The following is a 26,458-nucleotide window of genomic DNA, read 5'->3' on the forward strand; positions in this document are numbered from 1 at the left end:
TGGCTCAAACCTTTTTCTAACGACACTCAATTTATGGGATATGTCCCAATTAAGAAAGGACACTATGAACCCTTCATCCATACCATCCATGTTACAGCAAACCATCCCGCCGCTGGATCTGCGCAGTTGTCTTGTTAGCGTACGTGGCGAAATCATATACGAGCACTACCGTAATCAAGAAGCAGCAACTCATATTGCCAAAGTGAATTCCTGTACTAAAAGTGTGCTGTCCGCGCTCATTTGTATTGCGATGGATCACGGCTGGCTGCCCGAAGCGTCTACTCCAATCTCCACCTTTTTCCCACAGCTGGGGTCAGATCCTGACCCACGTAAACCGGAAATTACGTTAGAGCAGTTATTAACCATGACAGCTGGGTTCAACTGGGACGAGTTTGGTGGACAGAATTCATTTCCGCGCATGACGCGTACGGATCACTGGGTGAATTTTGCTTTGGAGCAAAGCTTAAGTCATGTGCCAGGTACATATATGGAATACAATTCCGGGGTTTCACAGATCTTGTCTGCCATCCTCATGCAAAGTACAGGGATGTCCGTAGCCGAGTTCGCGGAACGTTATCTATTTGGCCCGTTGGGGATTCAAGAGTATGAATGGGAAAGTGACCCACAGGGTGTACATACTGGTGGGTTCGGATTAAAGATGCTGCCGAGGGATTTGTTAAAATTCGGTCAGCTGTTTTTGCAGCAAGGCGTGTGGAACGACCAGTCGCTGATATCGAACGATCTTGTTAGCCGCTCTACAAAGCCAGCCATTACGGTTACCCCACCCAATCATGGCAGCTATGCTTGGCATTGGTGGGTGGATGCCTATACCCGCGAAACTTCTGAAGCTGAGGCTGGGATTAGGGAAAAACCCACTTCCATACTCCACTATTACTACGCCCGTGGATTTGGAGGTCAATTTGTATATATCGTCCCGGCTCTGGAACTCGTTGCAGTGCTCACCAATGACAAACGAAAGAAGGAAAAACCCCCACTGGATGTGTTCCCCAAAAGAATTGCTCCTGAACTGTTAGAATGCCTGTAACATTCTTCATTTTCGCTTAATGGGCATAAATAACCCCCAACCGTTAGGGAGTTTTCCCGATGAGTTGAGGGTTATTGTTTATCGCAAGCCTTTCAGATCCGCCTCTGAACTTCCAACCTCCGTCTTCCTTGCATGTGGAGATTTCGTATTGATTAGATAATATAGCGTTGCATAGATCGTTAGAATAAACGTGCCAAAGAACATACAGAAAGCGAGTGACGGCCGACTTACACTCTCATGCATAATTTCGACCAGCGTTTCACGATTGGTTAACGCATCCCAGCTGTTCAGTCGATACACACGTCCCAGCAGGACACCATAACTACCCAGAGCACACCCTACCAGCACAAAAATCCACGAAACCCATCGTCCCATTTTGTGATGAATCACTTCCTGAAGCTGATACATCGACAGGAATCCGAGCAACAAGCCCGTCCAGACGAACATCAAGACCACGATTAAGTCATACCAGTACTTGTAGTCCAATCCATCCCCTCCGCCATAATAACGGGAACTGCGTGCCGTCAGGTGAACGAGATCCGTTACAATGTAGGATGAGTTCGGGAAGAACAATAGCCAGAGCAGACCGCTTGCTACGGCAAGCCATGACGCCCCTTTCCATTTGGCATGGCTGAAGCCATAGGCCACATAGGAGAATACAAAAGGAATCCAGCCCAAAAACAGGTTCCAGATCAGGAAGCGAAAATAGCGCTGATCCAACCAATCCGCAGCTGCATAATACAAACCGAGGGTCACCACCGTGACCATACTAAGGAAAATCAATATTTTGATATAATTCAGTTTTCTCAATAATATTTACCTCACTTGATTCAATGAAATACATTCAGTTCCGAAAATATCGGATAATCTCTTCCCTGTTCTTTTCCACACGCAAATTCAACCCACGCTTATCCTTTAAACCATATTGCTGTAGTTCATGTCCTGGATCAAGCACCAACGGTTTGGTTACTACATCCTCCAACAAGTTCATCGTCAAATGATAGGCTTCACGCAGCTCATCCACCGGAATAATCGATTCATATCGCTTGATTAACTCAATCAAACGTTCCGCATACACCAGACGAACCATACTGTCTGCACTCGTCAGTTGTCTTGAAGCAAATGCTGTGATTGCAGCGATGATCAGCGGATTAGCATGATATTTGGCAATCGACGTAAGCTCATCAACCGCGTCCCAGTTCATAATAGATAATGCAGAGGTTAACTGACCTATTCTTTCTTCCATCCATGTCTGCTCCAGCTCTTGAGGCACATCCCATTGTTTATATTGTGCATAAACACCACCCCGATGCATCTGTACAGCGCTCCCATAATGCTTAACGAATAACGCTTTTGGAACATTCCAGTCCGTTTCCATCCAACCACCACCGTACCTGTCTCTATTTTTGCTTAAAACCAAAACACATTACATAAATTTACTGTTGAAGACCATACTAGGATCATACCACTTCCCAAAGGAGAATCAAATTTACCATGAATTCAAATTCAATGCAGCCTTCAAACCGAATGCAACCTGCAAACAACGCAAATCCAGGCTTCACACCTCAAATGAACCATGGCGGACATGAAATGTTCGATATGCACGAAATTCTGTCAGGGGCCATCAACGTGCTGGATCAATACATGATTTTCAGAACGTTTGTACAGGACACTGAACTGCTTCAACTTCTTGATCGTCAGTACAATTTCATGCTGTCCCAGTACAATCTGACGGCAGAATGTTTCTCAACTGGACAGAAACCGCATGAGGAGACGGCAACCTACATGATTCCAAACATCGTTCCGCCCGTATATGGCCTCAAGCCATCTGCACCGAAAAAGCCGAATCAATCACTCGCCGACGTCAAAGATGCAGGCATCAGTGGTCATATGCTGGGATTGATCAAGTCACATGCCTCTCTGCTGGCCATGTCTGCTCCTGAAATTTCGAATGGGACCGTACGCCGAGTTATCGCTTCGCAGGTACAACAATTTATCGAGATGGCTTACGAAATTTTCATGTATCAAAATCAACATGCTTATTATCAAGTGCCTCAACTGAATGCAAATGATACCACACAGATGCTTCAAGCATATGTCCCGGCAAACGGTGCACCTCAAATGCCAAATAACAACATGCCACCTCTTCATTAATTTAAAATAAGCTCGAATAACAAAGAACAACATCTTCAACCTCCAAGGTTGTAAGATGCTGTTCTTTGTGCTGCTACGGCTTCGATCCAGAAGTGAAAAAAGCAGCACTCCTCTCTAAAGGATGTGCCGCTTTAGCATGCATTCCGCGCTTCTTGTTCCATTCCAAGAATGTATTATGTCGATACCGATGTTAGTTTGTCCGGATTCACAACGAGATAGAATCCCTCAATCCGCTCTCCTAGAGAGTCCAGCTTGAGACACAGAACTTCGGACAACTGACCGTTATCCAGTAATGCAAGGTGAGGTTCTCCATTGATAAATGTGGGCACCCAATCTCGTTCTCGCAATCGGGTAAACACCCGGCGAGAGGTCAACAAGGCGAGTACACCTTTACGAACTTTCATCGTTCTCATGACCGTATGCACACGTCCACCGCCATCTGCCGTAAATACAGGCTGCTCGGCCAGCAGCTCCAGCATGGCGTTGACATCATAACTCAGAAAAGCCGTTGTGAAACGGGAGAGAAGTTTTTCTTTGGCAGCATAATCAGCAGAACGATGTTCCAGCGGGGGAAGATGATCGGGAAGCTTACGTCTGGCCCGGCTAAAAATTTGACGGCAATTGCTTTCCGATTTTCCAAGCCAATCTGCTATTTCCGCATACTCATACTGGAACGCCTCACGAAGTACAAAAACAGCACGCTCTATCGGAGAAAGCTGCTCCAGCATAACCAGATAAGCATAGGAAATCATCTCTTTCTGCTGCATGGTTTCTTCCGGAATGTTCCCTATTCCACTGTCACTCATCGGCTCAGGAAGCCATTCTCCAACATAACTTTCCCTTTGATTGCGGGCAGAGTTCAGCAGATTCAGACTTCGGTTTACGACTAGTTTAGCAATATAGGACTTGGGATTACGGATATTATCAAGAGACTTGCTCTGAAGCTCTGCAAAGCAGTCCTGCACCATATCTTCAGCCTCCACCACACTACCGAGCATGCGGTAAGCAATGGAAAAGGCGTAGGCTTTATAACGAATATACAATTCACCAACTTCCAGAGAAGACACTTCTGGCTCATTGATGAGGGAATCCAATTTCATGAGAATGGCCTCCTCTGGCAGATGGTCGTAACTTTACTTAATTAAAGCAACCAGGATACATCCCTGTTGTAATTGCGATCCGGTTCCAGCTATTAATGGTGTTGATCGCCATGATCAGATCCACCAGTTCAGCATCACTGAAATGTTCCTTCACTTTTTCAAACAATTCAAGTGGTACGCCTTGTTCCGAAACAAGCGTTACGGCTTCAGCCAGCTCCAGCATAACACGTTCTTTTTCCGTAAACAAAGGTACCTCGCGCCACACGCTTAGCAGCAAAATGTGATCGGCATAATCTCCCAGCTTCATCAGATCTTTGGCATGCATATCGAGACAAAACGCACAGCCATTGATTTGCGACACACGGATTTTCAACAGCTCATATAACACTTTATTATCTTCAAACTGACCCGAAACATGCTGCTCCAGTGCCATCATTGCTTTGAAAGCACCCGAATTAACCACTCTATAATTCACTCTTAAATTCATCTCATTCGCCTCCGTATTTTGGTCTACAACCTTAAGACAAATCAAGACTCATATCTGTGACATTTTCTATAAAAAATTTTCAGGATATTTGAGAACAGCATAATGCTCAACTATGTAAGATGAGTAAACTCAATGAAGCTTGCCCAACATGGATATAGTTTACGCAAAACGTTATGTATAATCAGATAATTCCGTATTTATGTTAGGTGTCCGCTGTATTGTTTGTCATTTTAAACAAAAAACGATTACACATATTGATACTCCAAACAAAAGAGTAGTAACATACGACTATAAAGTAAACTTTCCTGACATGAATAACGAACGATTCATTATCCCAGCAAGGAGTGACTTCCATGATAACTTCCAATTCCAATCCCCAACTTACTTCCGAACTGCCCCGCGGCTGCACGTTCTCCGCTGAAGACTGGCATGTCTTATCTCAATATTGGTATCCGATTGCTCAAGCAAACGAAGTGATAGATAAACCACTCGCCGCTCAATTGCTTGATGTCAGATTGGTTCTGTATCGAAGCAACAACAACGTTGTAGTTGCCAAGGATCTTTGTTTTCACCGTGGTGCTCCGCTCAGTAAGGGCTGGGTAGAAAATGGGGAAATCGTCTGTCCCTATCATGGTTTCCGTTATAACTGTGAAGGTAAATGCACCGCCGTGCCTGCACACCCCAGCTCCAAAATTTCTCCCAAACTGAAACTTATCGTCTATCCTGCGGTCGAACGTTATGGCCTGATCTGGACTTCACTCGCCGGAAACGATGAGCAAATTCCTTCATTCCCAGGATGGGATGATCCGGATTATGTCAACATTCTGCCTCCGAACTTTGATATCGCAGGTTCGGCAGGACGTCAGATGGAGGGATTTCTGGATGTATCCCATTTTGCCTACGTGCATACAGAGACGTTTGGCGATCGGAACAACACCGAAGTGCCCCAATACAAAGTAAAACGTGAAGGCAATCAGCTGCTTGCCGAATACTGGAGTTCTGTCAGCAATTATGGTAAAGGTCAGGATAATGTAGCCCCCGAAGGTTTTCAATGGCTGCGTGAATTCCGCGTATTTCCGCCATTCGCCGCCTCCCTTACGGTTCACTTCCCGGATAACGACAAACTGAACATTCTGAACTGCGCCTCACCAATTTCTGCACGCTTTACACGGTTGTTCTGTCCGATTACGCGTAACTTTGACAAGGATGCTCCAATTGAAGATACGATCAAGTTTAACTTGCAGGTATTCGAGGAGGACCGTGAAATGGTGGAATCACAGAAACCGGAGGATTTGCCGCTGGATTTGCATGCAGAAGCACATATTCCCGCAGACCGTACCTCGATTGCATATCGTCAGTTATTGACTGAGCTGGGCTTGGGAAGAAACTACACTTCATAAATTGAACACAAACAGACAAAAAAGATGCGTTCATGCAAACGCATCTTTTTTGTCTAATTGCTACACTTTCGTTCGTGAAGATGTACTGGGATTGACCTTACTTATAAAATGCTTATATCTGTCACTTACCCTTGATTATTCGTATTCATAGGAGGTTCTGTATAATACGGACAGCCTGGTTCGTGAATAATACGGGGATCTACCCATGTTCCCCAATACGGAAGGCGATTCACATAAGGCAGTTCGTTAGGCTGACTATTCGGATGTGGCATGTTGTTTGTGGCCGGCGATACTTGAGTTGCACAGTCAACAGGCGGCCCAATGATTACTGTTTTTTGAATGGGAGCAAGCGTATCCTTCACCTTGTTTTCATCGAGACAGTACGTATGGGCCAGGACGCTTGCAGGTGTAAGACGCAAAATGTCCGAACCAAAAATGGCTTCAGGAACAGGGGCATCAAAAATCGCCAGCAGATGCGTCTGATCTACCGTTGCAATTTCATAGTGCCACCAGCCTTGCGGAACATTTGCTACTTGGCCTGGGGTAATCGTTAAGTTTAACAACTCATTGGTAAATGGATTGATGAGAGAAACGACAGCTGAACCACTGATGCAATACACCAGCTCGGATGCATTTTGATGAATATGGGGTTCAACCACATTACCGGTGCTAAGAAAAATATCCAACAAGGATACGTTACCCAAAGTGTTTAATTGATGAATGGAGAGAAAGTTAATATAGTTATTTCCGTCTTTTTTGAATAAAAGTTTCTGGTTCACATCAAATGTAAATTGGGTGGTAGGTAAGGTGTAGTCCATATAGGAGGTTGCCAAAATAAAACGCCTGCCCTTCGCTCTCGGTTTAGGTGATAACCTATACGCCAGCTTATGCTCTGGGCTTCTATGCGTGAGCCCATTTGTGCCTAGTGCTCCTTCACCCGTACCACGTTCTATTAATTCCTCTGTGTCACTCCATTACATCGCAGCATAGGCTGATATCATCAATTAAACACTGGAGGCATGCATCATGGCTTACGGACCTGGTTCAGTACCTATCCCGCCAACTGCGGGTTATCCTTACCCTTATTATCCACCGCCACCCTATCCCTACCCTTATCCATATCCTTATCCATATCCTTATCCATACCCCTATGCACCCATCGTTCCGTTTCCGCTGCCCTTTCCCATCGGAGGCCCAGGATGGCATGGCGGTTACCCTGGCGGTCCTCACGGCCCATTCCCTGGAGGAGGCTATCCGGGCGGTCCACATGGTGGAGGACCCGGGGGTCCTGGTGGACCAGGTGGACCTGGCGGAGGTTTCCACGGCCATCGTATTTTTTAATGCTAAAAATTGCAGGAAAGGAGCTGCAACCAGCAGCTCCTTTCCTTGTTCAACTTTTTAACCCACGCATGATGAAGGCTTAACCCCTCCCCCCCTTCATCAATACTCAATTTCATCCATGATCTTCAGATTACGGTTGGACACTTCCAGCAAGTCTGTAAACGTCTCAGACACATAATAAACAAAGTCCGGATCATGCACATACATAATGACTTGCCCGTAGGTTCCTTTCTCTGTTGGATCAAAATCAAGCATCAAATAAAGGGAGCCTCCCGCCATCGTTGCAAACGGAATCCACTCTTTATGGAATAAGTAGGGCTTAATCTCCGGGTCCAGTTTGCTGATCTCATCTGGGGAATAGTACTCGTCCAACTTCTCATCCACTTCACAGAAGTATTGTTTGGTTTCCCGAATCTCCTTCAATGACATCAGATAAAACGGATTACACTCCTCTGCCTCCGCATCACCCGGATACAAAATATGAAATGCATAACCACTCCCGTCCTTACGCTGATAGAAGGCGCGGAAATCCTCCGGCAGTCGGACGCCATATTCCGTTTCCAATGCGGTTAGACTCTGTTCAGAAGCACCCGCCCGATGCTGGTATTCCTCGTATAACTGCCGAATTTCGTCATCCTGGATCTTTTCATTCAGGAGCTCATTCAGCGCATTCAACATTTCATTCCATTTTGCATTAGCCTCAGGTGTTATGAAGCATCCCTCCCATTCATCTAAGATCAAGTTATTGCGGGGTTTACCAGCGTACAGGTTCTTCTCCGCGCCACAACACATAACGTTCAAGCTCACGGATAGTTCCTGTACCGATCCCATATTCGTCCATTTCTTGGGAGTGCAGGTCAAGGAAATGCAGCATGCCCCCGAACGTACCCACTGCAAGCTTGGACTGGTCAGGAGAGCTCGCCAAGGAATAGATGGTGCTGCCTACAAAATGTCTCCACACTTCCTGCCCGTCACTATTCACACAATATAAATATCCGTATGCATCCCCAAGCATCATGCCTGCATCAATGGCCACAGCAGCGTAAACACGGGCATTCTCGTCCATTACAGGCCAGTCTTCCTTACTCTCATTGCCATCAATCGTTTCCAACTGAACTTGTATTGTAGCCCCGTTATAAAAGTGACATGCATTAAACCATACCTTCAAGCTATCGGTGGTGAACACCGCATGATGAGGATAACTGGATTCGGGATAAAGGGAATACGTCTTATTCTGTTCACGATCCAGAATCATATGATTACTCACCTGGCTGCCGTAGGCAATCCAGCGACCGTCGCGTGAGACCGCTGCATGCCCCATATCAATCTGGGTATCTTCCAACTCGTATTCTTCAATCTCTGCAAGATCCGGGTGCAGCAGGGATAGCTGGCCTTGATCTAGCAGATAGATTCCATAAGTGGAGAAGATAAGAACGGATTTCCCATCATTAAATGGAATGAGTCCTTCAAGTGTGCGCTCTGGATGTTCACAGTCAGCAAGGGATTCGATGCGCGGCAATGCCTGCTGAATACTGGATTGGATATCTTCCCAGCGATATACCGCAATCTCTTGTCCTACCAGATGGCGATCAGGCTGTCTGATGATACGAATATCTTCCGATCCGGCCAACGCATAGTCTGCACTGTCCGGTGAACAACCTGCGAAGGTATACTGAGAGAAAGGCAAACAACCATGCTGATCAGCGGTATATACACTGCCATTCTCCGTGAAGGTGCCAATTGTGAATACAATCGTTTCCGCGTTCAGATATCCTACCACCCTCACGGCCTGCATGAAAGATTGAAAATTTTCGTTCAATGGCCACGTTGCAGCAGGCAGTTCAAGCCGAAGCCGTTCCAAATCTCCTTGAAGATTGGCCTGCTTCACCATATTCCACACTTCAGTGCTAATCAGAACTCGCGCATCCGCCTCCAGCTCCGATTCGTCCACTTGCTCTCCTGCCATGCCTCTGCGCACAAATGCATTAACATCCTTTGCGTATCGTTTGCCTTCACTCCGCCACGTTTCTGCAATGTCTTCTTTCAACCAACTCAATATTTATTCCTCCACTCCACCTCTATTGACGACTGTACAGTGATGTGCCAGCAAAAATTGATCCAGATCGTGATCCTTTGCACCGTCCGTCCCGTGCATCTCTTCATAGAAAAACGCAATTTCCCTGCCATTCGCATAATTAAAGCGTAAATACCCACCCATAGAGACCATAAAAAGCTTACATGTGTACTCATTTTCCAGCACTGCATCCCACTTGAATTTGCTCTTACACAACTCAGCCAGTTCTTTCATGGAGTCTTCGCGCTCGACTTTAACCAAGTGGTAGAACGTATGGTTTCGCAGCTCATTCCAGGGTTCAAAATACGCTGGGGCCAGCGGTTTATCCTGATGGTAATATCGGCAATAGATCCGGTCCAGGGTCTCTCCAAAGTCAGCTTCTGAGCACGTCCACAAGATTATAGACTCATCATGACGCGGGAGCCATAGCAGTCCCTTCACATCTGGATGAATCGCCAGGAAATCACCATCCACCGAACTGCCGATACTGATACACTCCTTAAGCTGCTCCTGTGTAACTGGCGTATCCTCCGTGTGCATCCAAAAATCATATTCAGCAAAAGGTTTTAGTACCTCCTGATCCGGCCGCTGCACATTCATCCAGCCTGTGTATGTCCCTTCCCCGTATTGTTCCAGCCATTGGCGATAAGACACAGGTAACGCGATGGAATGCTGCTCTTCAAAATGATCCAGTTCCTTAGCGGGTACGGGCTTTAACGCATGAGATACTATATACATTCACGACATCTCCCAACGATTGTTTCATTCAATTCTCGACAGTTCATTCAATTGATCAGCAATTCAATCAGGTTAAGCCAGTTCTTCCTGTACAATTTCGGTCACTACACCCTTGCGGTTTATAATGCTAATGGCAAATGCATCATAACCATCACGTTTCACCTGCTCAAAATCCATACTCTCTCCCGTAATCAATTCGTAGGTTCCGTCTTCGTCCACATCTTCCCCGAACTCCTCATCCCACGGCACGTTATAAAAGGCCGTGAGCTGTACTTCAAAAATATCTTCTCCTTCGACGTCCAAATAGGGGCGTAGCGGCCTGTTATTAAGGTCTTCCTCCGGATATGTCTCACACAACATCGCATCATAACCGTGTTTGGCTGAATCGATAAGTAAGTAGCGTTCTCCTGTTACGGTGTGCTCCGCATATACAATGAGTGGTGTCGAATCCTGCCAGGTTATCAGATCATCTTCGGTTAAGTCACCATAATAAAAAATATGGAACTTGTCATGTCCATCCCGTGTTTGCAACTTGCCTTTCCATTCCACTTCATGCGTCTGAACATCCGGTATTCCCCGAACCAACCCTTCCAAATATGTAGGTCCTTTATGTACACCTAACAAATTCATCATCTCGCCCCCGCTTTATTCATTCGAATGGTTACGACTTTATGTTCTTCATCCACATCCAGCTTCACATCCATGTCTAACTTATCATGGAACAAAGCCGTAACGTTGATATACGGATCACGAGCAGCTTCACTGCCCCCATTGCTGGAACGACTCATTCCCTGATGAATAATCGATTGTACCAGCTGTCCATCCCCTTTTCCGGTATTTGGATACGTATAAATCACCTCTTTGTCCTGATTATAAAAATTCAACACCGTTGTATAATCTTTGGCATTGGTATATTGCTTCTCGGTTTTTACATATTCGTTTTCCGTGGATTGATAGCGGATCGTCCCAGCCAGATAGGGATTGTCTTCACTGGGTTTAATATCAAACTCCTGATAAGCGATGTGAAAAAGGTATTGGATATGATTCATATCTACACGATAATATAACTGCCTGTTGTCTTCCTCCTTATCCATGGCAGCGTAACTGTTGATGAGCGGCCAGGCTTCATAGGATTTCCCATTCACATCGACAGCGAGAGCATAGTCAGAGAGTACCTTCTCTTTTTGAAACACACCATACGTCTGTAAAATGAAATAAGCCGGAATGAGTAACGTGCCTATAATTACTGCAAATATAGTAACCTTTATACGAAATTTCATGATCATCCTCCTTAGCGACCCCTGTTCTACCGGTTCATCCTGTCGTGTGCTGAAGTTTGGTCAACGTGCGGACAACCAGCTCTCTGTTCTTGGCGTTCTTGATATACGCAGGGATGGTATGGGAAGCAGTCTTCTAAGGTATATTTGGCGAAGAACAGCGTAGAAGCTGTATTTATAAGCCCCTTCATCTTCGAAACGTTTCATTTTAATCCCTGCCTTTCCCCTGTATGCTGGCCATCGCTGAAAGCAACCACTCAACATTTCCCAGTTGTTCTACCTAAAATTATATGTAACTCCAGTGCTTAGCACAAGGAAATGCAACGTAAAAAGGAGCACCTTACTCCAGATCCTCATCCGGAAGGCACTCCTATTCACTATTCCAACCCACGCGATCAAATGTCAAGCAAAAGGGATACAAGCAGTCCCATTGAAGCAATAAAACCTACGACGGGTCCTCCTTCTTCGAACGCTTCAGGCATCATTGTGGAGCAAATCATCGCAATGATGCCTCCTCCGGCAAATGCCCCGATAGCCGCGGCCATCTCATCAGGCAGCTGCTCCAGAAACAGATACCCTCCCAAGGCTGCGAGTGCAGAGATGATCAGTACGCCTAACCACAAGAGAATAATCCTGGAGCGGGAGTATTTATTGCGTTGCAGTCCAACCGTACTGGACAGACCCTCAGGAATATTACTGACAAAAATAGATACAACCAGCACCACACTAACACCATTTCCGGCGAGCAAACTGGCTCCAAGCATAATCGATTCGGGAATGGCATCCATGACCGTCCCTGCAAAAATGCCAAGTCCACTCTGGTTGGAATCTCCCTTCCCGGGGCTTGCCGAACGCTTGCGACCGGCTCCCCCTTTACTGGAAATGAGCAAATCGAACACGGTGTACACGACGGCCCCTGAAGTAAATCCAATCGCTGTCGGCACAATCCCCCCATCATTCAGAGCGTCTCCAATCAGTTCAAATGCGGCCGCACCAATCAGGGTGCCTGTACCAAAAGCCATGATCCAGCCTATCACTCGTTTGGGAATTTTTAGAAAAAGCGCAGCAAGTGCTCCAATAACAACAGCCGAGGCGGAGATGCCGCCCCACATGAATGCAGTCCACATCCGGGATGACCCCTCTCATGTTCATATATGATCTATCACTCCATTAACCGGAGCATACAGAACAAAAACAGGGACATCACCGGTGTAATGAAAAACAATAAAAAAACGCTAACACTAAACCATCATTTTACGTAGTGAAGAAATATATCTTGAACGAATAACGAAGAAATAGAAGGTCTGCGCGAGCAGAAACGCACCAAACACGGTTAACACAGGCACCGTATATTCCGTGATACCGAATTCCTTCAAGAACGGTTTAACCACAACAAGGGTTTCGATGATCGAGATCAGAATCGGGAAGAAAAAGAGAATCGCAATCTGGATCGTCGATGATCGTTTCATCTCTTGAAAGCTAAGACCCATTTTCGAGAGAGAATGCACCATTTTCCCATCTGCTTCAAGATCCGTATGCAGTCTGAAATACAGAAAGCTGGCTGAGGAGATCGAGAAGATCAATCCGATGAAAATGCCCAGAAAGGTAAAGAGCGCCGTCGTCTGTCTGAATTCTTCAAAGTCAGCATATCGCGTCGTGAAAAAGCCGGAAAAGTCTTTATTATTAGAGCTATTTCTAATGATCTCATCCATGCCCTCCAGCCGATCGCTTACCATTGCTTCAGATGATTGCCGATCGGGCACGGTTTCCCCCCAAGAAGGGATATGATAAAGGTATTTACCGGAAATTGCATCTTTGTCCATTTGTCCGGCAAGAGCATTAAACTCTTCATCATTTACAATAACTAGGGCTGATGCATATAAAAGTCCGTTGAATTCCGGTTCAACTTCAGTGTACCTAATATCGATCTTAGCAGGCTCTGAGTACGTATCCAGCGTTAACTGATCGCCCTTGGCATAGGCATGGAACCGTTCCTGTTGACGAGGCTTCTCCATATTACGGGAATCGATGAATATGCCGGTATGGGGTGCAAGAGTATAAGTCGGTTTGTTCTGGATTGCGTTGAACTGGTTGAAATCACTCAAAGACATCACACTGATTCCATTTCCATCCGCACTTGTCCAAAAGTATTCCAGATAAACATCCTGGTATGGAAGACCGGCAGCATCAAGTACCTCGTTGACAGGAGCCATGTTCGGCTCTTCCGATGCGCTGTACACGTTATAACGAATTGGAAAATGATTGTCTCTAAATACTTGTCGATTCTGCTGATCCAGCGACAAAATGACAACTGCACTCATGGAAGCAATCGCAATGACCACCGTTACCATAAACAGCATACGTGCATTATCTTTTATTTTGTAACTCATCTCCGAAATCCACAGCAAGCGTGTCCCATGCCATACCCGTTTCCGATTACGCTTCAACAGCCGTATGGTGAGCACAGAGAGCTGCGAGTAGAAGAAATATGTTCCCGCAATGCCTGTCACAGCAGCGATCAGAATGCTTTTACTCGACAAACTGCTGTATAGAGCAATGAATCCCGTAACCAGGAAAGCCAGCCCAAGAATAGAGAACACCCAAGAAGCTTTGGGTTCTTTTTTGGGCTTGCTCGTTCCGGTTAACAGCTCAAGCGCCCGCTTATTCCCGATAAAGAACAGTGTGAACAGTGAAATGCAAAAGAACAATAATAAAAAGGCAATTACCGTTATCAACATCGCTTTTACAGGAAAATAAAAAGGCAAATCATCCATACCGATAAATCGGGTGGTTAACATCAGAAACAGCTTGGACAATAACATGCCCCCTCCGATCCCGGCTATAATGGATAGAAATCCGATAAACATATTCTCCAAAATGACCAGTCTTCGAATCTGTCCCGGCTCCGCGCCCAAAATGGTCAGTATACCGAATTCCTTATTCCGTGATTTCAGAAATGCACTAATGGAATACATAACGAAGAAGATCGCGAACACATAGACGATGACCGAAGCGACCTGCATTCCCGCTGCCGTGGTTTTGCCAATCGGTAATTTCTCAACATACGGATGATAGATGAACATGGCATATGCGAAGAAGATCATGACCATGAATACACTGCTTAGAAAAAAGGCGATGTATGCTCGCCCGTTCCGACGAATGTTGTTAAAGGCGAACTGAGGAAAGCTCATGCGAATTCCCTCCCCAGAACGATAATGTATCAATAATTCGTTGGAAGAACGTCTGACGGTTATCTCCGCGATGCACTTCGGCAGCGAGCTTGCCATCCTTGATAAATACAATCCGATGGCAATAACTTGCGGCAAGCGGATCATGTGTGACCAGCATTATGGTTGTTTTCTCTTCTTGATTGATCTGGTCCAGCGATTCCATTACAGCTTGGGATGCCGTGGAGTCCAGCGCACCTGTCGGTTCATCGGCAAGTACAATCGATGGCATATTAATCATGGCTCTGGCAATGGCTGTACGCTGCCGTTGTCCACCCGAGATTTCATAGACGCGTTTATCCAGAATGTGATCGATTCCAAGCTGAGCCGTAATCCGATGGAGTCTGCTCTCCATCTCCTTCAGCTTGACCTTGTCCAGCGTTAATGGCAATACTATATTTTCAGCAACGGTCAAGGTATCGAGCAGATTGAAATCCTGAAATACAAACCCGAGTTCCCGACGTCGGAACATGGCGAGTTCTCTCTTTTTCATATCAAACGGATTCATGCCATTAATTAGCACCTTGCCTGAGCTTGGCTCATCAATGGTCGAAACCATATTGAGCAAAGTCGTTTTCCCACTGCCTGATGGTCCCATAATTCCTACAAATTCACCCTGCTTGATGGTCAGATGAATATCACTAAGGGCTTGAGTCTGCACTTTGCCCTGATACACTTTGTTAAGTGCTGAAACTTGCAACATTTCCATAGGTGTTTCCCCTCCAACTGAACGATCTGTGTTTTTCATATCCTTATCCTAAACGACCTCCCACAACCCTGCTATCGATTTACCTTAAACTTTCCTTACACAGCGTTTAAGGTTATGTTCCCCTTCTATGAAGAAATCCTATATCCATAAAAAAAGCACCTCGCCCATGGGCAAAGCGCCACTATTTCCGATTCATCCAGCTGAATCTGACCAATGTTCCTTCATCCGGTTTGGAGAACAATTCAATCTGATTACCTAGACGTGAACTGATCTCACGGACCAGATACAGTCCCATACCCGTAGATTCGTGATACTGTCTCCCCCGTTCTCCAGTGAAGTAAGGATTGAACACGCGATGAATATCTTCAGCTGAGATGCCGATCCCCTGATCCTGAATATCCAATACGATTCGCTCTTCCTTCATATAGGCGGTAATTATGACTTTTTTACCCGCTTTGCTGGCTGAATAGTTGACAGCATTGGTCAAAATCTGGGTAAACATGAACCGCAACCATTTGGAGTCACTATAGATTTGAAGGTCGTCGTCCATTCGGAAATCCGGCGTAATTCCCCTGCGAATAAACAGACGACGATTCTCAGCGATGCTGCTTCGAACCACCTCCGGTAGAGACAGAAGCTCCACACGGAAATCCCCCTCGAACTGTTCCAGGCGTGAAGAATGAAGTACCATTTCCAACCCTTTGCGCATTTTATCCAGTTCATCCTGAATGCTGCCAGCAGTTGTATCCTCCACATCTTCCAGGGTCAACTGAATGATCGATAATGGGGTCTTCATTTGATGGACCCAACGGTTCATGAACACAACCTGCTGCTCATTGTGAATGCGCAATTGACCGATTTCATTCTGACGGTTACGCTCCAGTTCATGCATCAATTCCTGTAATGCTTCTGCCACAGGAGCGCTTCCAAGCGATTGGAGAGGCTCCTGTACCAGCCGTTGTGGATACTGGAGCACACGATAATATGGGTGAAGCTGGAAATAACGTACGGTCAGATATACGATTAATACCACTGTACTGAGCAATATGCCATAAAGAACAATCCTCATGGGCCGCTCTTCACCGGAGAGCCAATATACACATGGGACCAGCAGCAATTGCAGCAAATAAAATCCGATGAGGGGCAGCTGATCCCTTAAGAACAGTTTCATTGTCGATCCCCCTGGGAAGCTGACCCCAGATCAAGCAACCGATAACCCGCTCCGCGAACCGTTTCCAGAATCTCTTCAGCCCCGAGATCCTTCAGCTTGCGGCGAACACGTGTAATGTACACATTCAACGTATTATCATCAATAAAATGCTGATCTTCCCACATCAGTTCGAGCAAACGTTCCCGGCTAACTACCCGCCCTGCTTTGGCCATCAGTGCTTCGACCAACACGGATTCCTTCTGTGTCAGCTCCATGGAACGCCCCCCGTACTCCAACACATATCTTTCGGGGTACAGTATCATAGGGCCGTTTTTCACTTTCATCTCTGGTTGTACAGCTGCATACATCCCGTACGCTCTACGCAGGTGACTACGAACTTTAGCAAGAACTACTTCATATTGAAAAGGTTTAGTAATATAATCATCCGCCCCATGCTCCAGCGCCATAACCTGATCCATGCCACTATCACGAGCCGAAATAAATAGAATGGGACATATGGAATGCGAGCGGATCTGTCTGCACCAGTAATATCCGTCAAACTGAGGCAGATTTACATCCATTAACACCAAATCCGGACCGATCTGTACAAATTCATCCAGTACATGACGGAAATCAGTTACGATCTGCACTTGAAAACCATTCCGGATCAAATATGCCGCCAACAATCCTGCGAGCTTCGCATCATCTTCAACCAACAATATCGATTGCATCGTCAATCCTCTTTCCGTTCCCTGACATATCTTCTACATCTAGATTACCATTCTAGTCGGAAACGGTTTGGAAATAAAGGTCAGACGACCAGCCGTCCACGCTTCTCTGCCAAACCAATGGTGGCTTCCACCCCGGAATTAAATTCGAGAAAGTCCTGTTCTACCCCGTCACTAAAAATAACTCCATCCTCTGGCATCTGGGAAACCATGTGCAAAGGCTGTTTCGGATGAATCTGTCCAAACACCAGATTGGCCGCAGTCGTCCGGCTGGGGAAGGGCTCACGTACTGTAAAATACAGATAAGGCGCATCCCAACCGAAGTGATTCAAGCCGCTCATGCTTCCCTGTGCAGGTGCGGTCCCAGGGCTACGTTCTTCTGAATAATCTTTTTCTTTAGGTCTGGAGCCTGGATGAAAGCTGCTGCTGTCTCTATCGGTGGTGAAAGCTTCATCCGATTGGATGTGCTGCCACGCTTCCGAGCCCACGACCCCGGCAGCACCTGCGAGTACACTTTTGAACCAGCCCGTCGATCCCATTCCGGTAGATACAATCACCCCGCTGGAGGATTGTTGTTCTACCGATGAACCGATACGAACTTCATAACGAGCAGATACATGCGTCTTTCGGCCAATGAACAGATCGTTGACACCATACAGATACTGCCCATCATTCAACTCCACTTTGGACAGAGTCACCTCTTTCAGAGAGCGACGTTTACGAATAACATCGGGAATAATGGAGCTCAGATCCTCCACCGTAAATGGCAGCAATACCCCATCCCAACGCATTGGATCAGGATTTACACCAATAAGCGGCTGCTCGGTCACATACTTGAGCGTATTGGCAACCAGACCGTCCTGTCCGACGACGACCACAATGTCCTGTGCTCCAAAAATAAAGTTGGGCACATGTTCCCGATCAATGGTCTGAACCCGACCCAGTTGGCTGAGCTGCTGCTGGGCCTGATGCACGGAATGATGATAACGTCTATCTTCCTCCAGGTAATCACTGAAGTCCGCCCCCAGACGTTCAATATAGAACTGGGCTTGTTGAACCGTATTATAACGAACCACTAATTCTTCCAACCTTGTTCTGCGTTTGACCAGAATCAGCTTGTATTCAGTCATGGGTTCACTTCCCGCAGTGTGTGCAGCTACAGTCTGGCTTGCCTTCCCAAGTCTCATCGTGCCCGACCTCCCTGCTCTCTTGTCGGTGGATTCATCAATCCTTGCAGCAGATCCGGCGAGATGTTAAGCTGTCCAATTTTCCCGGCATTCTCAGCCAGCTCCTGGAATGCAAGAGCAATCAGTTTATCCGAGTTCATACCCATGTTGGCCATCGCCTGTAACACGCTAGGTTCCACATGCTGTAACGAATTCATCACGGCAGCAATTTCATAGGCTTTGGCATCCGCTTCGGCATTCTGATTGGCGATCGTCAATTCAATGAGCTGCTGCTTCCGTTCCTCCATCGCCGTATTAAATTGCAGCTGTTCCTGCTCCATCTCATTTTGTTTCTGTTTCACCGAACGTTCGGCATGCAATTGCGTTTCACGAATCTGCTGTTTCTTCGTCTCAACGGCAATTTCCGTGTTCAGTTCGTTTTCCTTCACTTTACGCTCCTGTTCAATGGATGCATTGCGACGTACATACAATGCTTCGTCGGCCTGACGCAAAATCTCTTCCCGTGCTTGTGCTTCCAGTGCACGCATGGTCTCTTTATTAGGCAAAATGGCGAGAATGGACAGACTCATCAGCTCTACGCCCAATTTCTCCAGTTCCTCACTCTGTACCACTTCCCGTTTCATGCTGCTGGCCAGTCGTTCACTCGATTGAATGGCTTCCTTCAGAGGCATTTGCTCCAGATGTTTTTTGGTCAGCACCTTGGCGGTCGTAATCACACGTTGATCCAACTTGCCAGGATCGTCGGAGATATACCTGTTCTTGCGCAAATTATACGTGTAGTTCAAGCTTTGGGTGATTTTCATGTAATCAACAATCCGATAGCTCAGTTGACCCTGAACCGTAACCGTCTGATAATCCGCCGTAATCTCTTCGAACATAAAGGGTACATCCACAGAAGATACAGGCAACACTACAACCGACGTTGTCGGCTCATAGTAGTAAAAGGACAAACCCACACCTTGACGCTGCACCTGACCATTTTTCACTTTCATTACATATTCACTGGGTTGAAACTTCACAAATCGGAATCCAAACATCGTTCATTCCCCATTTCTTAATATTGTCATTATGATATTATCGAAATGATAACAAACAGGCGCGATATTGTCAATATGACATTAATAACTTTTTTAGCTTTTGACATCAAAAAAAGACCTCCCCCGGCAGAAGCCTTAAGGCAGGTCGATTTTCTCTAATTATAATCAGTAATGACAACTCATAATGGGATAAGTGATTAGCTTAACATTTGAAGTAAGCAACTAAGCAACTTGTTACTTACTTACTTACTTACTTACTTACTTACTTATTTATTTATTTTGTTCAGCGCTCTTCGTGATCAGATCAACAAACAAATCAATCTGGGCTGTAATGGCGATCGGATCATATCGATAAAATGTGTCAAAATCATTCTCGAAGAATCGGTGATTCTTCACGGCATCCAGACCGTTCCATACTTTGGACTGTTTGAATTCCTTCAGCGCATCACCTTTTTTCTCAGGATCATACACTGTCATGAACATGTAATCGGTAGCGTATTCGGGCAGAACTTCCAGCGAAAGCTGCACGGTCTGATTGTCTTTGCTCACCTTGCTCGGCATTTTCAGTTTCAATGCATTATATACAACTTGTCCACCCCGGCCTGCGTTGTCGCCAAAGATCCATAGATCCCCTTTGTCCGTCAACTCGTATAACCCAACGGTTGTATTTTCGTCCACAATGCCTTTGAGCTTCTCGCGTCCATCTGCCGCCTTTTTCTCATAATCGGCAATAAACGCCTCCGCCTGCTCCGGTTGACCAATCAGATCACCAAACAGCTCGACTGTTTTGTAGATATCTGTTGCTGTGCCGTAAGGGATATGCACGGTTGGTGCAATTTTGGACAGTTCCTCGTAGTTATCATCGTACATCACGACGATCAAGTCAGGCTGTAATTCCAGCGTCTTTTCCACGTTCACCGGATAACCCACATCTGTGGTGTCTTTGAGCTTGTCCTTAATGAACGGATTATCAAAGGCACTTGGCTCCACACCAATCAGGTTACCGCCTACAGACAGAATTTCGCCTCCGTAGTAGTCGGTCACGATGCGCTTCGGATGTGCAGGAATGGTAACCGTCCCTTTATCCGTCTCATAATCACGTGTTTCACTTTCCGTTGATTCGTTCTGAGCTGTATCGGCTCCAGCGGATTCCTGGTTCTCAGTCGTCTGCCCTGATTCGCTCCCCGTTTCATTACTGGTTGTACCGGTATTTCCGCAGCCCGCAAGAACAAGCGTAAATACAATGAATAACGTGCAAATGGACAGAATCGATTTGGATTTAAAAATAAACATGACGGCCTCCTATAATTCAACGCTTATTATGATAATGGTAATCATTATCATTTGAATCATAGCAGAATAGGCTAAGAACTGTCTACCATTTTAATGTGGTATACATAAACATAGAGACCGAGCCAGAAAGACCCGATCCCTATATCATGTGCACACTTAAAGTGAATAGATCTGCTCCATCATTCTGGCTACAGCGACTGCACCCTGTGCACGGTTTGCATGCTGTTTAGGCGCAAATGTACCATCTGCCATTCCTTTAAGCACGCCTTGCTCCTGCATCGCTGCAACAGCTTGTTTTGCATATGCAGCGATAGCTGCGTCGTCATGAAATCCTGCACTTCTGGACGACGAATCAACGACTGCACTGGCGTCCTGCTTCATCACCTGTATAGCACGGCTTAACATCACTGCCATGTCCTCACGCGAAATACGTTCATTCGCTCCAAATGATCCGTCCGCTCTGCCTTGTACAATTCCCATCTCCAGACCAAGGCGTACGGAATCCGAATACCACTGATTACTCTTCACATCCATTGGAGATGAAGTGGATGTATCCGGCAAGCGTGATTCTCCAATGCCCTTAATAATCATTTGCAAAAATTGTGCTCGTGTCAGTTCTGCTTGCGGACTGAATTTGGTATCTGTCATGCCTGAAATGATTCCTTTACCATACAGATTCTGTACCTCTTTTATGGCCCAGGAGTAAGATTGCAGATCATTTAAAGGCACCTGTACTTCAGTAATCACAAAACGGCCTGATTGAAGCGGCTTAAAAGCCAGACTGTTGGTCGTTTCATCATATTGGGTAAAAGTTACTGGTTTCATTTCACCATTTGGCAAAAGGGATTGGATAACCAGCACAACGTCTTCTGCATTTGAATAGTGCACATTCGACATCGCCATTTCAATGGCTCGATCTGTCCACTGCAACGACTGTCCGTTCATCAGCAGATCCACACGGATCACGCTGCGGTTACCGATGGCGTTCTTCTGTGCTTCAGACAGATTAGCGGTGGATTCTTCTGCCAGAATGACATCCATTGTAGCCACATCTTCGCTACGGATATCCTTCAGTGAACTTAGTGGGATGCGAACAGAAGTCTGTTTCATCGTCAGCTCCAGCGACTGTAATGCCTCAATACGTGCCCATTCTTGAAGTAGGTTGGCATTTAGCTGGAAGGTTACAGCTTTGGAATCCTTGGGAACATCTGCAATCAACGTTAGCTTTTTGCTCCCTGCTGCCATTCCTTGAATCAATTGAGACAACTGTTTCATATCAGGTTGGATCACATATGTGCCCGATCCCGTACTTGTACCTTTGAAAGTAATGGAACCACTTTCTCCTGGATTGCCCGTTTCAACAGATGGCGTTACAGAAGAATTGCCAGGATTCTGATTCTGCGATGATCCAGGCGTGGAAGGCTGCGCAGGTTGACCGGGCTGTGACGGCTGACCCGGGGTCGACTCTTGCCGTACAAGCTGGCTAACTGCTTCTTTCAATGCGGTATCCGCGCCACTAATTTCCTGTGCACTGGCTTCTGCATCATTAATGAGCAAGCGGGCCAACGACAATGCCTGTGCAAACACATTCCAGCTTGCAGCTGTATATTCACTTTGACGCAGCTTCGCAGCGGAATTCACTGTTGTCTCCAGGGCAGATTTGTCCGCCGGGAACACCCCGTACGCTTCAAAATCCATAAAGCCTACCCACTCAGAACCTGCTGTTATAGTAAGACGAATATAACGCGCCTCCGTGCCTGCAGGCAGAATATGTCTTGGATTGGTGGATACAACCACATCACTTGTTGTATCTACGACTTTGACAAAGTTCTCATTATCGTTGGATACTTCGATCTTGTATTTAATTCCCCCGCTCCACATGGACATTTCCAGCTTGCGGATCACGGCTGTCGCTCCAAGATCCACTTGCCACCAACTTCCTACACTTTGATCCGTTCCCCATGAAGTATTCGGATTGCTGTCGATTGCACCCCCAGGCGAGTTGTCTTCTCCACCACCTGTACCTGCACTACTTGATGCAGTAGCTGTTTTGCCTGTTGTTAATGCTTCCAGTAAAATAAGGTTGTTATTTGCTTTTTGAAGCGTAGCCAAAGCCTCTTGCACCTCGGTCTGATTGGCATCCTGCTTGTCTCTCACCTTGATTGCCGATAGCAATGCTGCTTTCAGGTTTGCCCAGCTTCGCTGTGTATAGGACGATTCGGTCAGTTGTTGTGTTTCACCAATGAATTGTGTCAACTCGGTTTTGTCCACATCGGATAAACCCTGGATTGCTGCTTCCACTTGTTTTGCTGATGTATTCACCTCGGTCTGGGTTGATCTTGGATCTGCCATCACCTGTTCTGCCCGAGCAAGAGCCTTGGTCAATACAGCCCATGTTGCAGCAGACCAGTCTGTTTCCTTGTATGTTTTGGCTTCTCCAATGATCGCCTCAAGAGCGTTCCGGTTCGCAGGTATAACGTCGAGCTGCTGCATAACCGTATGAAGATTGGTCGCCGCAGCATCCGTATCCTGTTGTGTCACACCACCTGATGTATAAGCCAGCTTGTAAACATTCTCTGCTGCTGCAATGGCAGGAGCTAATGCGGGCCAGCTTTCAGGTGTGAAATCGCTGGATTCAAGTGACTGTGCACGTGTAATGGCTGCCGACAGCTCTTTCCGATCTGCGGGCAGAATGTCGAGTCCACGTTTGTACACATCCAGCGATGGCAGAGCACGCCCTTCATACGAGTAACCGCCATTCGCCGGGTATTCGTCATAATCGAACATGGCGTGATTCTCCCATGCGTCTCCCTCGGAAGCGATCCAGCCTACATCGGCCGCAATCCATGCAGGCTCCCAATAGAAGAAACCCGCTCCCTTCTGATTCGGAACTTGAGAAATCATGTCCATGATGCCTGCAATCGCATCATATTGTCCCTGTACGGTTGCCGGGAAGGTAGCACCTCCCACATTCAGCGTTTCCGGGTTGCCAATAATATTGCCGTGCGCGTCCCCGTTTTTATACGAGAATGGATATGACGTCTCAGCAATAATGACTTCTTTTCCATATTTCGCGGATACCTCATTCATCGTTTTGCGCACATCTGCGAATGTTCCGTGCCAGAAGGGATAATAGGAAAGACCGATAATATCGTACTGCAGTCCCTTATCCTCCAATTCGCCGAAATACCAGTCAAATGTATCGGCTTTGCCCCCTTCAGCCAGATGGATCATAATTTGAACCTGATTTCCTCCAGGGACATCGCGCACGCCATTAACACCACTCTGAAGCAATGCCACGTTTTCATCAAAATTGACTTTACTATTCAATCCGTTTAACACACCGCTGTTGATTTCATTACCAATCTGTACCATGTCGGGCATGGCTCCCGCATCCTTCATTTCACCTACCACTTCCCGCGTGTATTCATACACCGCCGTCTTCAATTCTTCGAACGAGAGGTTTTCCCAGGCCTTGGGACGAAGCTGTTGACCGGGATGTGCCCACTCATCGGAATAATGGAAATCCAGCAGGATCTTCATGCCTTTCTCTTTTACCCGCTGAGCCAGACGAATCACATCGTCCTTGTCGTTGTATCCATTTGATTTCTGTGGATCATTCCACAGACGAAGCCGCACATAGTTCACGCCACGGTCTTTGAGAATATCAAGCAGATCGCGTTCTGCCCCATTACTATCCAGATAGTAGCCTCCATTATCCTCAATGGCGGTTAACGTGGAAATATCCACCCCTCTGACAAAATCACTGCGATATCCTTCCACCGTAACGGTAGCTACCGGTTGAACCGATGCTCCGTAGACGGCTCCTGTTACAGTGAAGTTAACTGCCGAAGCATACTGTGATGGGTCAATTACCTCCCATTTGACAGGGACAAGGCCCGATTTACCGTTCTGGTAATGTGCCGTGACTTCAGTAGGCAAAACAGGCGCGCTCCGAGTTACGGTAGATACGTTGACTGCATCGTAACTTTTGATATCTGCCGGGTCACGTACCTCTTTCTCGCCCCAGATTTGCAGCTCGGAAATGCCAGGCCACCAGTCAGTACCCGCATAATAAGGAATCGTGACCTTTACGTACCGAACTGCGTCTGCCTGAAAATCCAGATTGGCTACACTCTGGGGCGTTTCGTTAGTCGTTTGATCCGCTACTGAAGTCCAGGTATTTCCATCCTCCGAAACTTCAACCAAAAACTTCACCACCTCATTTGCATCCTTCCACGTTATTTCCGCGCCGGAAAGATGGTATGAAGCTCCCAAATCGACCATCATCCAGTGCGGTTGATCCACTGATGTAGGACTGTCCGCACTCCATTTCGTATTGTCTTTGCCATCCACTGCGTTCTCTTTATTGCCCCCCCACTGCAGATCCTCCGAGCGGACTGTTACCGTCTTGCCCAGTGCAACGTTTACCTTCGCTGCTGCCGCTGGTCGAGCCATCAGACCCAGATCACAGAACAACATCAGTAATACGAGACAGCCGCTTATGTATCTTTTATGCATGCTTAATCTCCCCCTTATCGTGTTTGGTTCAAGTTAAACAATGAATGTTGTAAATCATTATCATTGTAAGCGCTTTACAATAAACGAGGACACGGTATTATCCCAAGGAAACAGCAGTTATTTTAACAGATTGATTGGTAATTCCTTGCTCAACGCGGATCGATTCCCATTCTTAACATAAAAAATCTGTCCCCTCCACCACACCGGCGGATTGGAACAGATTCGAGTCTTATATGTTCAAATGCTTATTTGCTGAGCTTCAGTTCCAGTTGTACCTGAATGTCATTTTCAGTAGAAAGAACTACCGAATGTGGATTTTCCATACCAAAATCTTCAAAGGTAACCATTGTTGTGGCGGACAACAGTACCTGGTCATTTTCATAAGCGGCTTTTACGTCAAATGTAGCCCCTTTCTCAATCCCTTTTACCATAAGGGTTCCGTTCATCTTAAAATCCACTGTCTGGCCTGCCGGCCATTCCGTTGGCACACCTTCAAATGAGGTAGCGGTAAATGTAGCTTGTGGATAGGTGGAAACATCGAAGAAATCAGCTTCTTTCACATGTGCATCCCGCTGGCTATTACCTGAATCAATGGCACTCATCTCAATCTGTCCATCCGCTTTCATCTGGGATGCATCGTCTACATTAAGGGTTAGGTTACCGCTGACCTGCTCGTCCGCAAAATTAACCGTCTCCCGGGATGTCGTTACGGAGAAATATACTTTCGAACCTTCGCTGATGCTCCAGTCTCCATTCAATTGCTCTGCTGCGGCTGTTTTGCTGGATACGCTTGTGCCACTGTCCGATCCTGCTTCCGTTGTGGACGCGGCGGTGCTGGCAGGAAGCACCTGCTCAATCTCGACGTTGTTGCCCAGGTAACTGTTTGCGAAATAATAACCTCCGCCCCCAAGAATGACGATTGCTGCCGCACCTGAGATCATCCATGTTTTTGTCTTTTTGTTCATCTCTATTCTCCTCCAATGGGTAACT

Annotated in this window: 24 protein-coding genes; 4 read left to right on the forward strand and 20 right to left on the reverse strand. The window is 46.4% G+C overall.

Going from position 1 to position 26,458, the window contains the following annotated elements:
* The first annotated feature begins 88 nt into the window (after nt 1-88).
* Nucleotides 89-1,045 carry a serine hydrolase domain-containing protein gene (locus tag QP794_RS29050; protein WP_483311967.1) on the forward strand — a complete coding sequence of 319 codons (957 nt, stop codon included), beginning with the start codon at nt 89-91 and terminating at the stop codon, nt 1,043-1,045.
* A gap of 78 nt (nt 1,046-1,123) precedes the next feature.
* Here the strand turns inward: QP794_RS29050 and QP794_RS29055 are convergent, their stop codons facing one another.
* Together QP794_RS29055 and QP794_RS29060 are read right to left on the reverse strand one after the other, a co-directional pair.
* Nucleotides 1,124-1,855, reverse strand: a complete 732-nt coding sequence (locus QP794_RS29055) for a DUF1361 domain-containing protein (RefSeq protein ID WP_285080176.1) — start codon at nt 1,853-1,855, stop codon at nt 1,124-1,126.
* Between the two features lie 34 nt (nt 1,856-1,889).
* A complete protein-coding gene (locus tag QP794_RS29060; RefSeq protein WP_285080178.1) occupies nt 1,890-2,423 on the reverse strand; it encodes a hypothetical protein in 534 nt (177 codons plus the stop codon).
* A gap of 131 nt (nt 2,424-2,554) precedes the next feature.
* Between QP794_RS29060 and QP794_RS29065 the strand changes: the two genes are divergently transcribed.
* Entirely contained in the window at nt 2,555-3,199 is a 645-nt protein-coding gene (locus tag QP794_RS29065) for a spore coat protein (protein ID WP_483311968.1), read from the forward strand.
* 173 nt (nt 3,200-3,372) lie between these two features.
* On the opposite strand, the gene QP794_RS29070 is transcribed toward QP794_RS29065, so the two are convergent.
* Together QP794_RS29070 and QP794_RS29075 are read right to left on the reverse strand one after the other, a co-directional pair.
* Nucleotides 3,373-4,299, reverse strand: a complete 927-nt coding sequence (locus tag QP794_RS29070) for a sigma-70 family RNA polymerase sigma factor (protein WP_285080180.1) — start codon at nt 4,297-4,299, stop codon at nt 3,373-3,375.
* 37 nt (nt 4,300-4,336) lie between these two features.
* Complete coding sequence (locus QP794_RS29075) at nt 4,337-4,786, reverse strand: carboxymuconolactone decarboxylase family protein (RefSeq protein WP_285080181.1); 450 nt, start codon at nt 4,784-4,786, stop codon at nt 4,337-4,339.
* A gap of 353 nt (nt 4,787-5,139) precedes the next feature.
* On the opposite strand from QP794_RS29075, the gene QP794_RS29080 reads away from it, so the two are divergent.
* Nucleotides 5,140-6,186 carry an aromatic ring-hydroxylating oxygenase subunit alpha gene (locus QP794_RS29080; protein ID WP_285080182.1) on the forward strand — a complete coding sequence of 349 codons (1,047 nt, stop codon included), beginning with the start codon at nt 5,140-5,142 and terminating at the stop codon, nt 6,184-6,186.
* 125 nt (nt 6,187-6,311) lie between these two features.
* Here QP794_RS29080 and QP794_RS29085 read toward each other — a convergent pair whose 3' ends face one another.
* On the reverse strand, nt 6,312-7,019 hold the full coding sequence (locus tag QP794_RS29085; protein WP_285080183.1) for a cupin domain-containing protein: 708 nt from the start codon (nt 7,017-7,019) through the stop codon (nt 6,312-6,314).
* Between the two features lie 193 nt (nt 7,020-7,212).
* On the opposite strand from QP794_RS29085, the gene QP794_RS29090 reads away from it, so the two are divergent.
* Nucleotides 7,213-7,527, forward strand: a complete 315-nt coding sequence (locus tag QP794_RS29090; RefSeq protein WP_285080185.1) for a hypothetical protein — start codon at nt 7,213-7,215, stop codon at nt 7,525-7,527.
* Nucleotides 7,528-7,626: 99 nt separating this feature from the next.
* Here QP794_RS29090 and QP794_RS29095 read toward each other — a convergent pair whose 3' ends face one another.
* The 15 genes from QP794_RS29095 to QP794_RS29165 all read right to left on the reverse strand — a co-directional run bounded on the left by QP794_RS29095 (nt 7,627) and on the right by QP794_RS29165 (nt 26,433).
* Nucleotides 7,627-8,334 (reverse strand): SMI1/KNR4 family protein, encoded by a 708-nt coding sequence (locus QP794_RS29095; protein ID WP_350338902.1) that lies wholly within the window; start codon nt 8,332-8,334, stop codon nt 7,627-7,629.
* Entirely contained in the window at nt 8,282-9,583 is a 1,302-nt protein-coding gene (locus QP794_RS29100; RefSeq protein WP_285080186.1) for a hypothetical protein, read from the reverse strand. The genes QP794_RS29095 and QP794_RS29100 overlap by 53 nt, the downstream gene beginning before the upstream one ends.
* Nucleotides 9,584-9,586: 3 nt before the next feature.
* Nucleotides 9,587-10,339, reverse strand: a complete 753-nt coding sequence (locus QP794_RS29105) for an SMI1/KNR4 family protein (RefSeq protein ID WP_285080188.1) — start codon at nt 10,337-10,339, stop codon at nt 9,587-9,589.
* Between the two features lie 72 nt (nt 10,340-10,411).
* Nucleotides 10,412-10,972, reverse strand: a complete 561-nt coding sequence (locus tag QP794_RS29110; protein ID WP_285080189.1) for a hypothetical protein — start codon at nt 10,970-10,972, stop codon at nt 10,412-10,414.
* Nucleotides 10,969-11,619, reverse strand: coding sequence for a hypothetical protein (locus tag QP794_RS29115; protein ID WP_285080190.1), 651 nt, complete (start codon nt 11,617-11,619; stop codon nt 10,969-10,971). Before QP794_RS29115 ends, QP794_RS29110 begins: the two co-directional genes overlap by 4 nt.
* Nucleotides 11,620-12,011: 392 nt before the next feature.
* Nucleotides 12,012-12,743 (reverse strand): ZIP family metal transporter, encoded by a 732-nt coding sequence (locus QP794_RS29120; protein ID WP_285080191.1) that lies wholly within the window; start codon nt 12,741-12,743, stop codon nt 12,012-12,014.
* Nucleotides 12,744-12,857: 114 nt separating this feature from the next.
* Nucleotides 12,858-14,807, reverse strand: a complete 1,950-nt coding sequence (locus QP794_RS29125; RefSeq protein ID WP_285080192.1) for an ABC transporter permease — start codon at nt 14,805-14,807, stop codon at nt 12,858-12,860.
* Nucleotides 14,782-15,552, reverse strand: coding sequence for an ABC transporter ATP-binding protein (locus QP794_RS29130; protein ID WP_285080193.1), 771 nt, complete (start codon nt 15,550-15,552; stop codon nt 14,782-14,784). The genes QP794_RS29125 and QP794_RS29130 overlap by 26 nt, the downstream gene beginning before the upstream one ends.
* A gap of 181 nt (nt 15,553-15,733) precedes the next feature.
* On the reverse strand, nt 15,734-16,723 hold the full coding sequence (locus QP794_RS29135; protein WP_285080194.1) for a sensor histidine kinase: 990 nt from the start codon (nt 16,721-16,723) through the stop codon (nt 15,734-15,736).
* The gene (locus tag QP794_RS29140; RefSeq protein ID WP_285080195.1) at nt 16,720-17,433 is read right to left on the reverse strand and encodes a response regulator transcription factor; all 714 of its coding nucleotides are present in this window, start codon (nt 17,431-17,433) and stop codon (nt 16,720-16,722) included. Before QP794_RS29140 ends, QP794_RS29135 begins: the two co-directional genes overlap by 4 nt.
* Nucleotides 17,434-17,513: 80 nt before the next feature.
* Nucleotides 17,514-18,617 (reverse strand): diacylglycerol kinase catalytic domain-containing protein, encoded by a 1,104-nt coding sequence (locus QP794_RS29145; RefSeq protein ID WP_285080196.1) that lies wholly within the window; start codon nt 18,615-18,617, stop codon nt 17,514-17,516.
* Nucleotides 18,614-19,654: an SPFH domain-containing protein gene (locus tag QP794_RS29150; protein ID WP_094937026.1), complete on the reverse strand. Its 1,041-nt coding sequence runs from the start codon at nt 19,652-19,654 to the stop codon at nt 18,614-18,616. Before QP794_RS29150 ends, QP794_RS29145 begins: the two co-directional genes overlap by 4 nt.
* Nucleotides 19,655-19,924: 270 nt before the next feature.
* Nucleotides 19,925-20,941: an iron-hydroxamate ABC transporter substrate-binding protein gene (locus tag QP794_RS29155; protein ID WP_483311969.1), complete on the reverse strand. Its 1,017-nt coding sequence runs from the start codon at nt 20,939-20,941 to the stop codon at nt 19,925-19,927.
* Nucleotides 20,942-21,103: 162 nt separating this feature from the next.
* Nucleotides 21,104-25,468 (reverse strand): glycosyl hydrolase 53 family protein, encoded by a 4,365-nt coding sequence (locus QP794_RS29160; RefSeq protein ID WP_285080198.1) that lies wholly within the window; start codon nt 25,466-25,468, stop codon nt 21,104-21,106.
* Between the two features lie 245 nt (nt 25,469-25,713).
* A complete protein-coding gene (locus QP794_RS29165) occupies nt 25,714-26,433 on the reverse strand; it encodes a YceI family protein (RefSeq protein ID WP_285080199.1) in 720 nt (239 codons plus the stop codon).
* Between the last annotated feature and the right edge of the window lie 25 nt (nt 26,434-26,458).

The sequence above is a fragment of the Paenibacillus sp. UMB7766-LJ446 genome, from assembly GCF_030226665.1.
GTDB lineage: Bacteria > Bacillota > Bacilli > Paenibacillales > Paenibacillaceae > Paenibacillus > Paenibacillus vandeheii.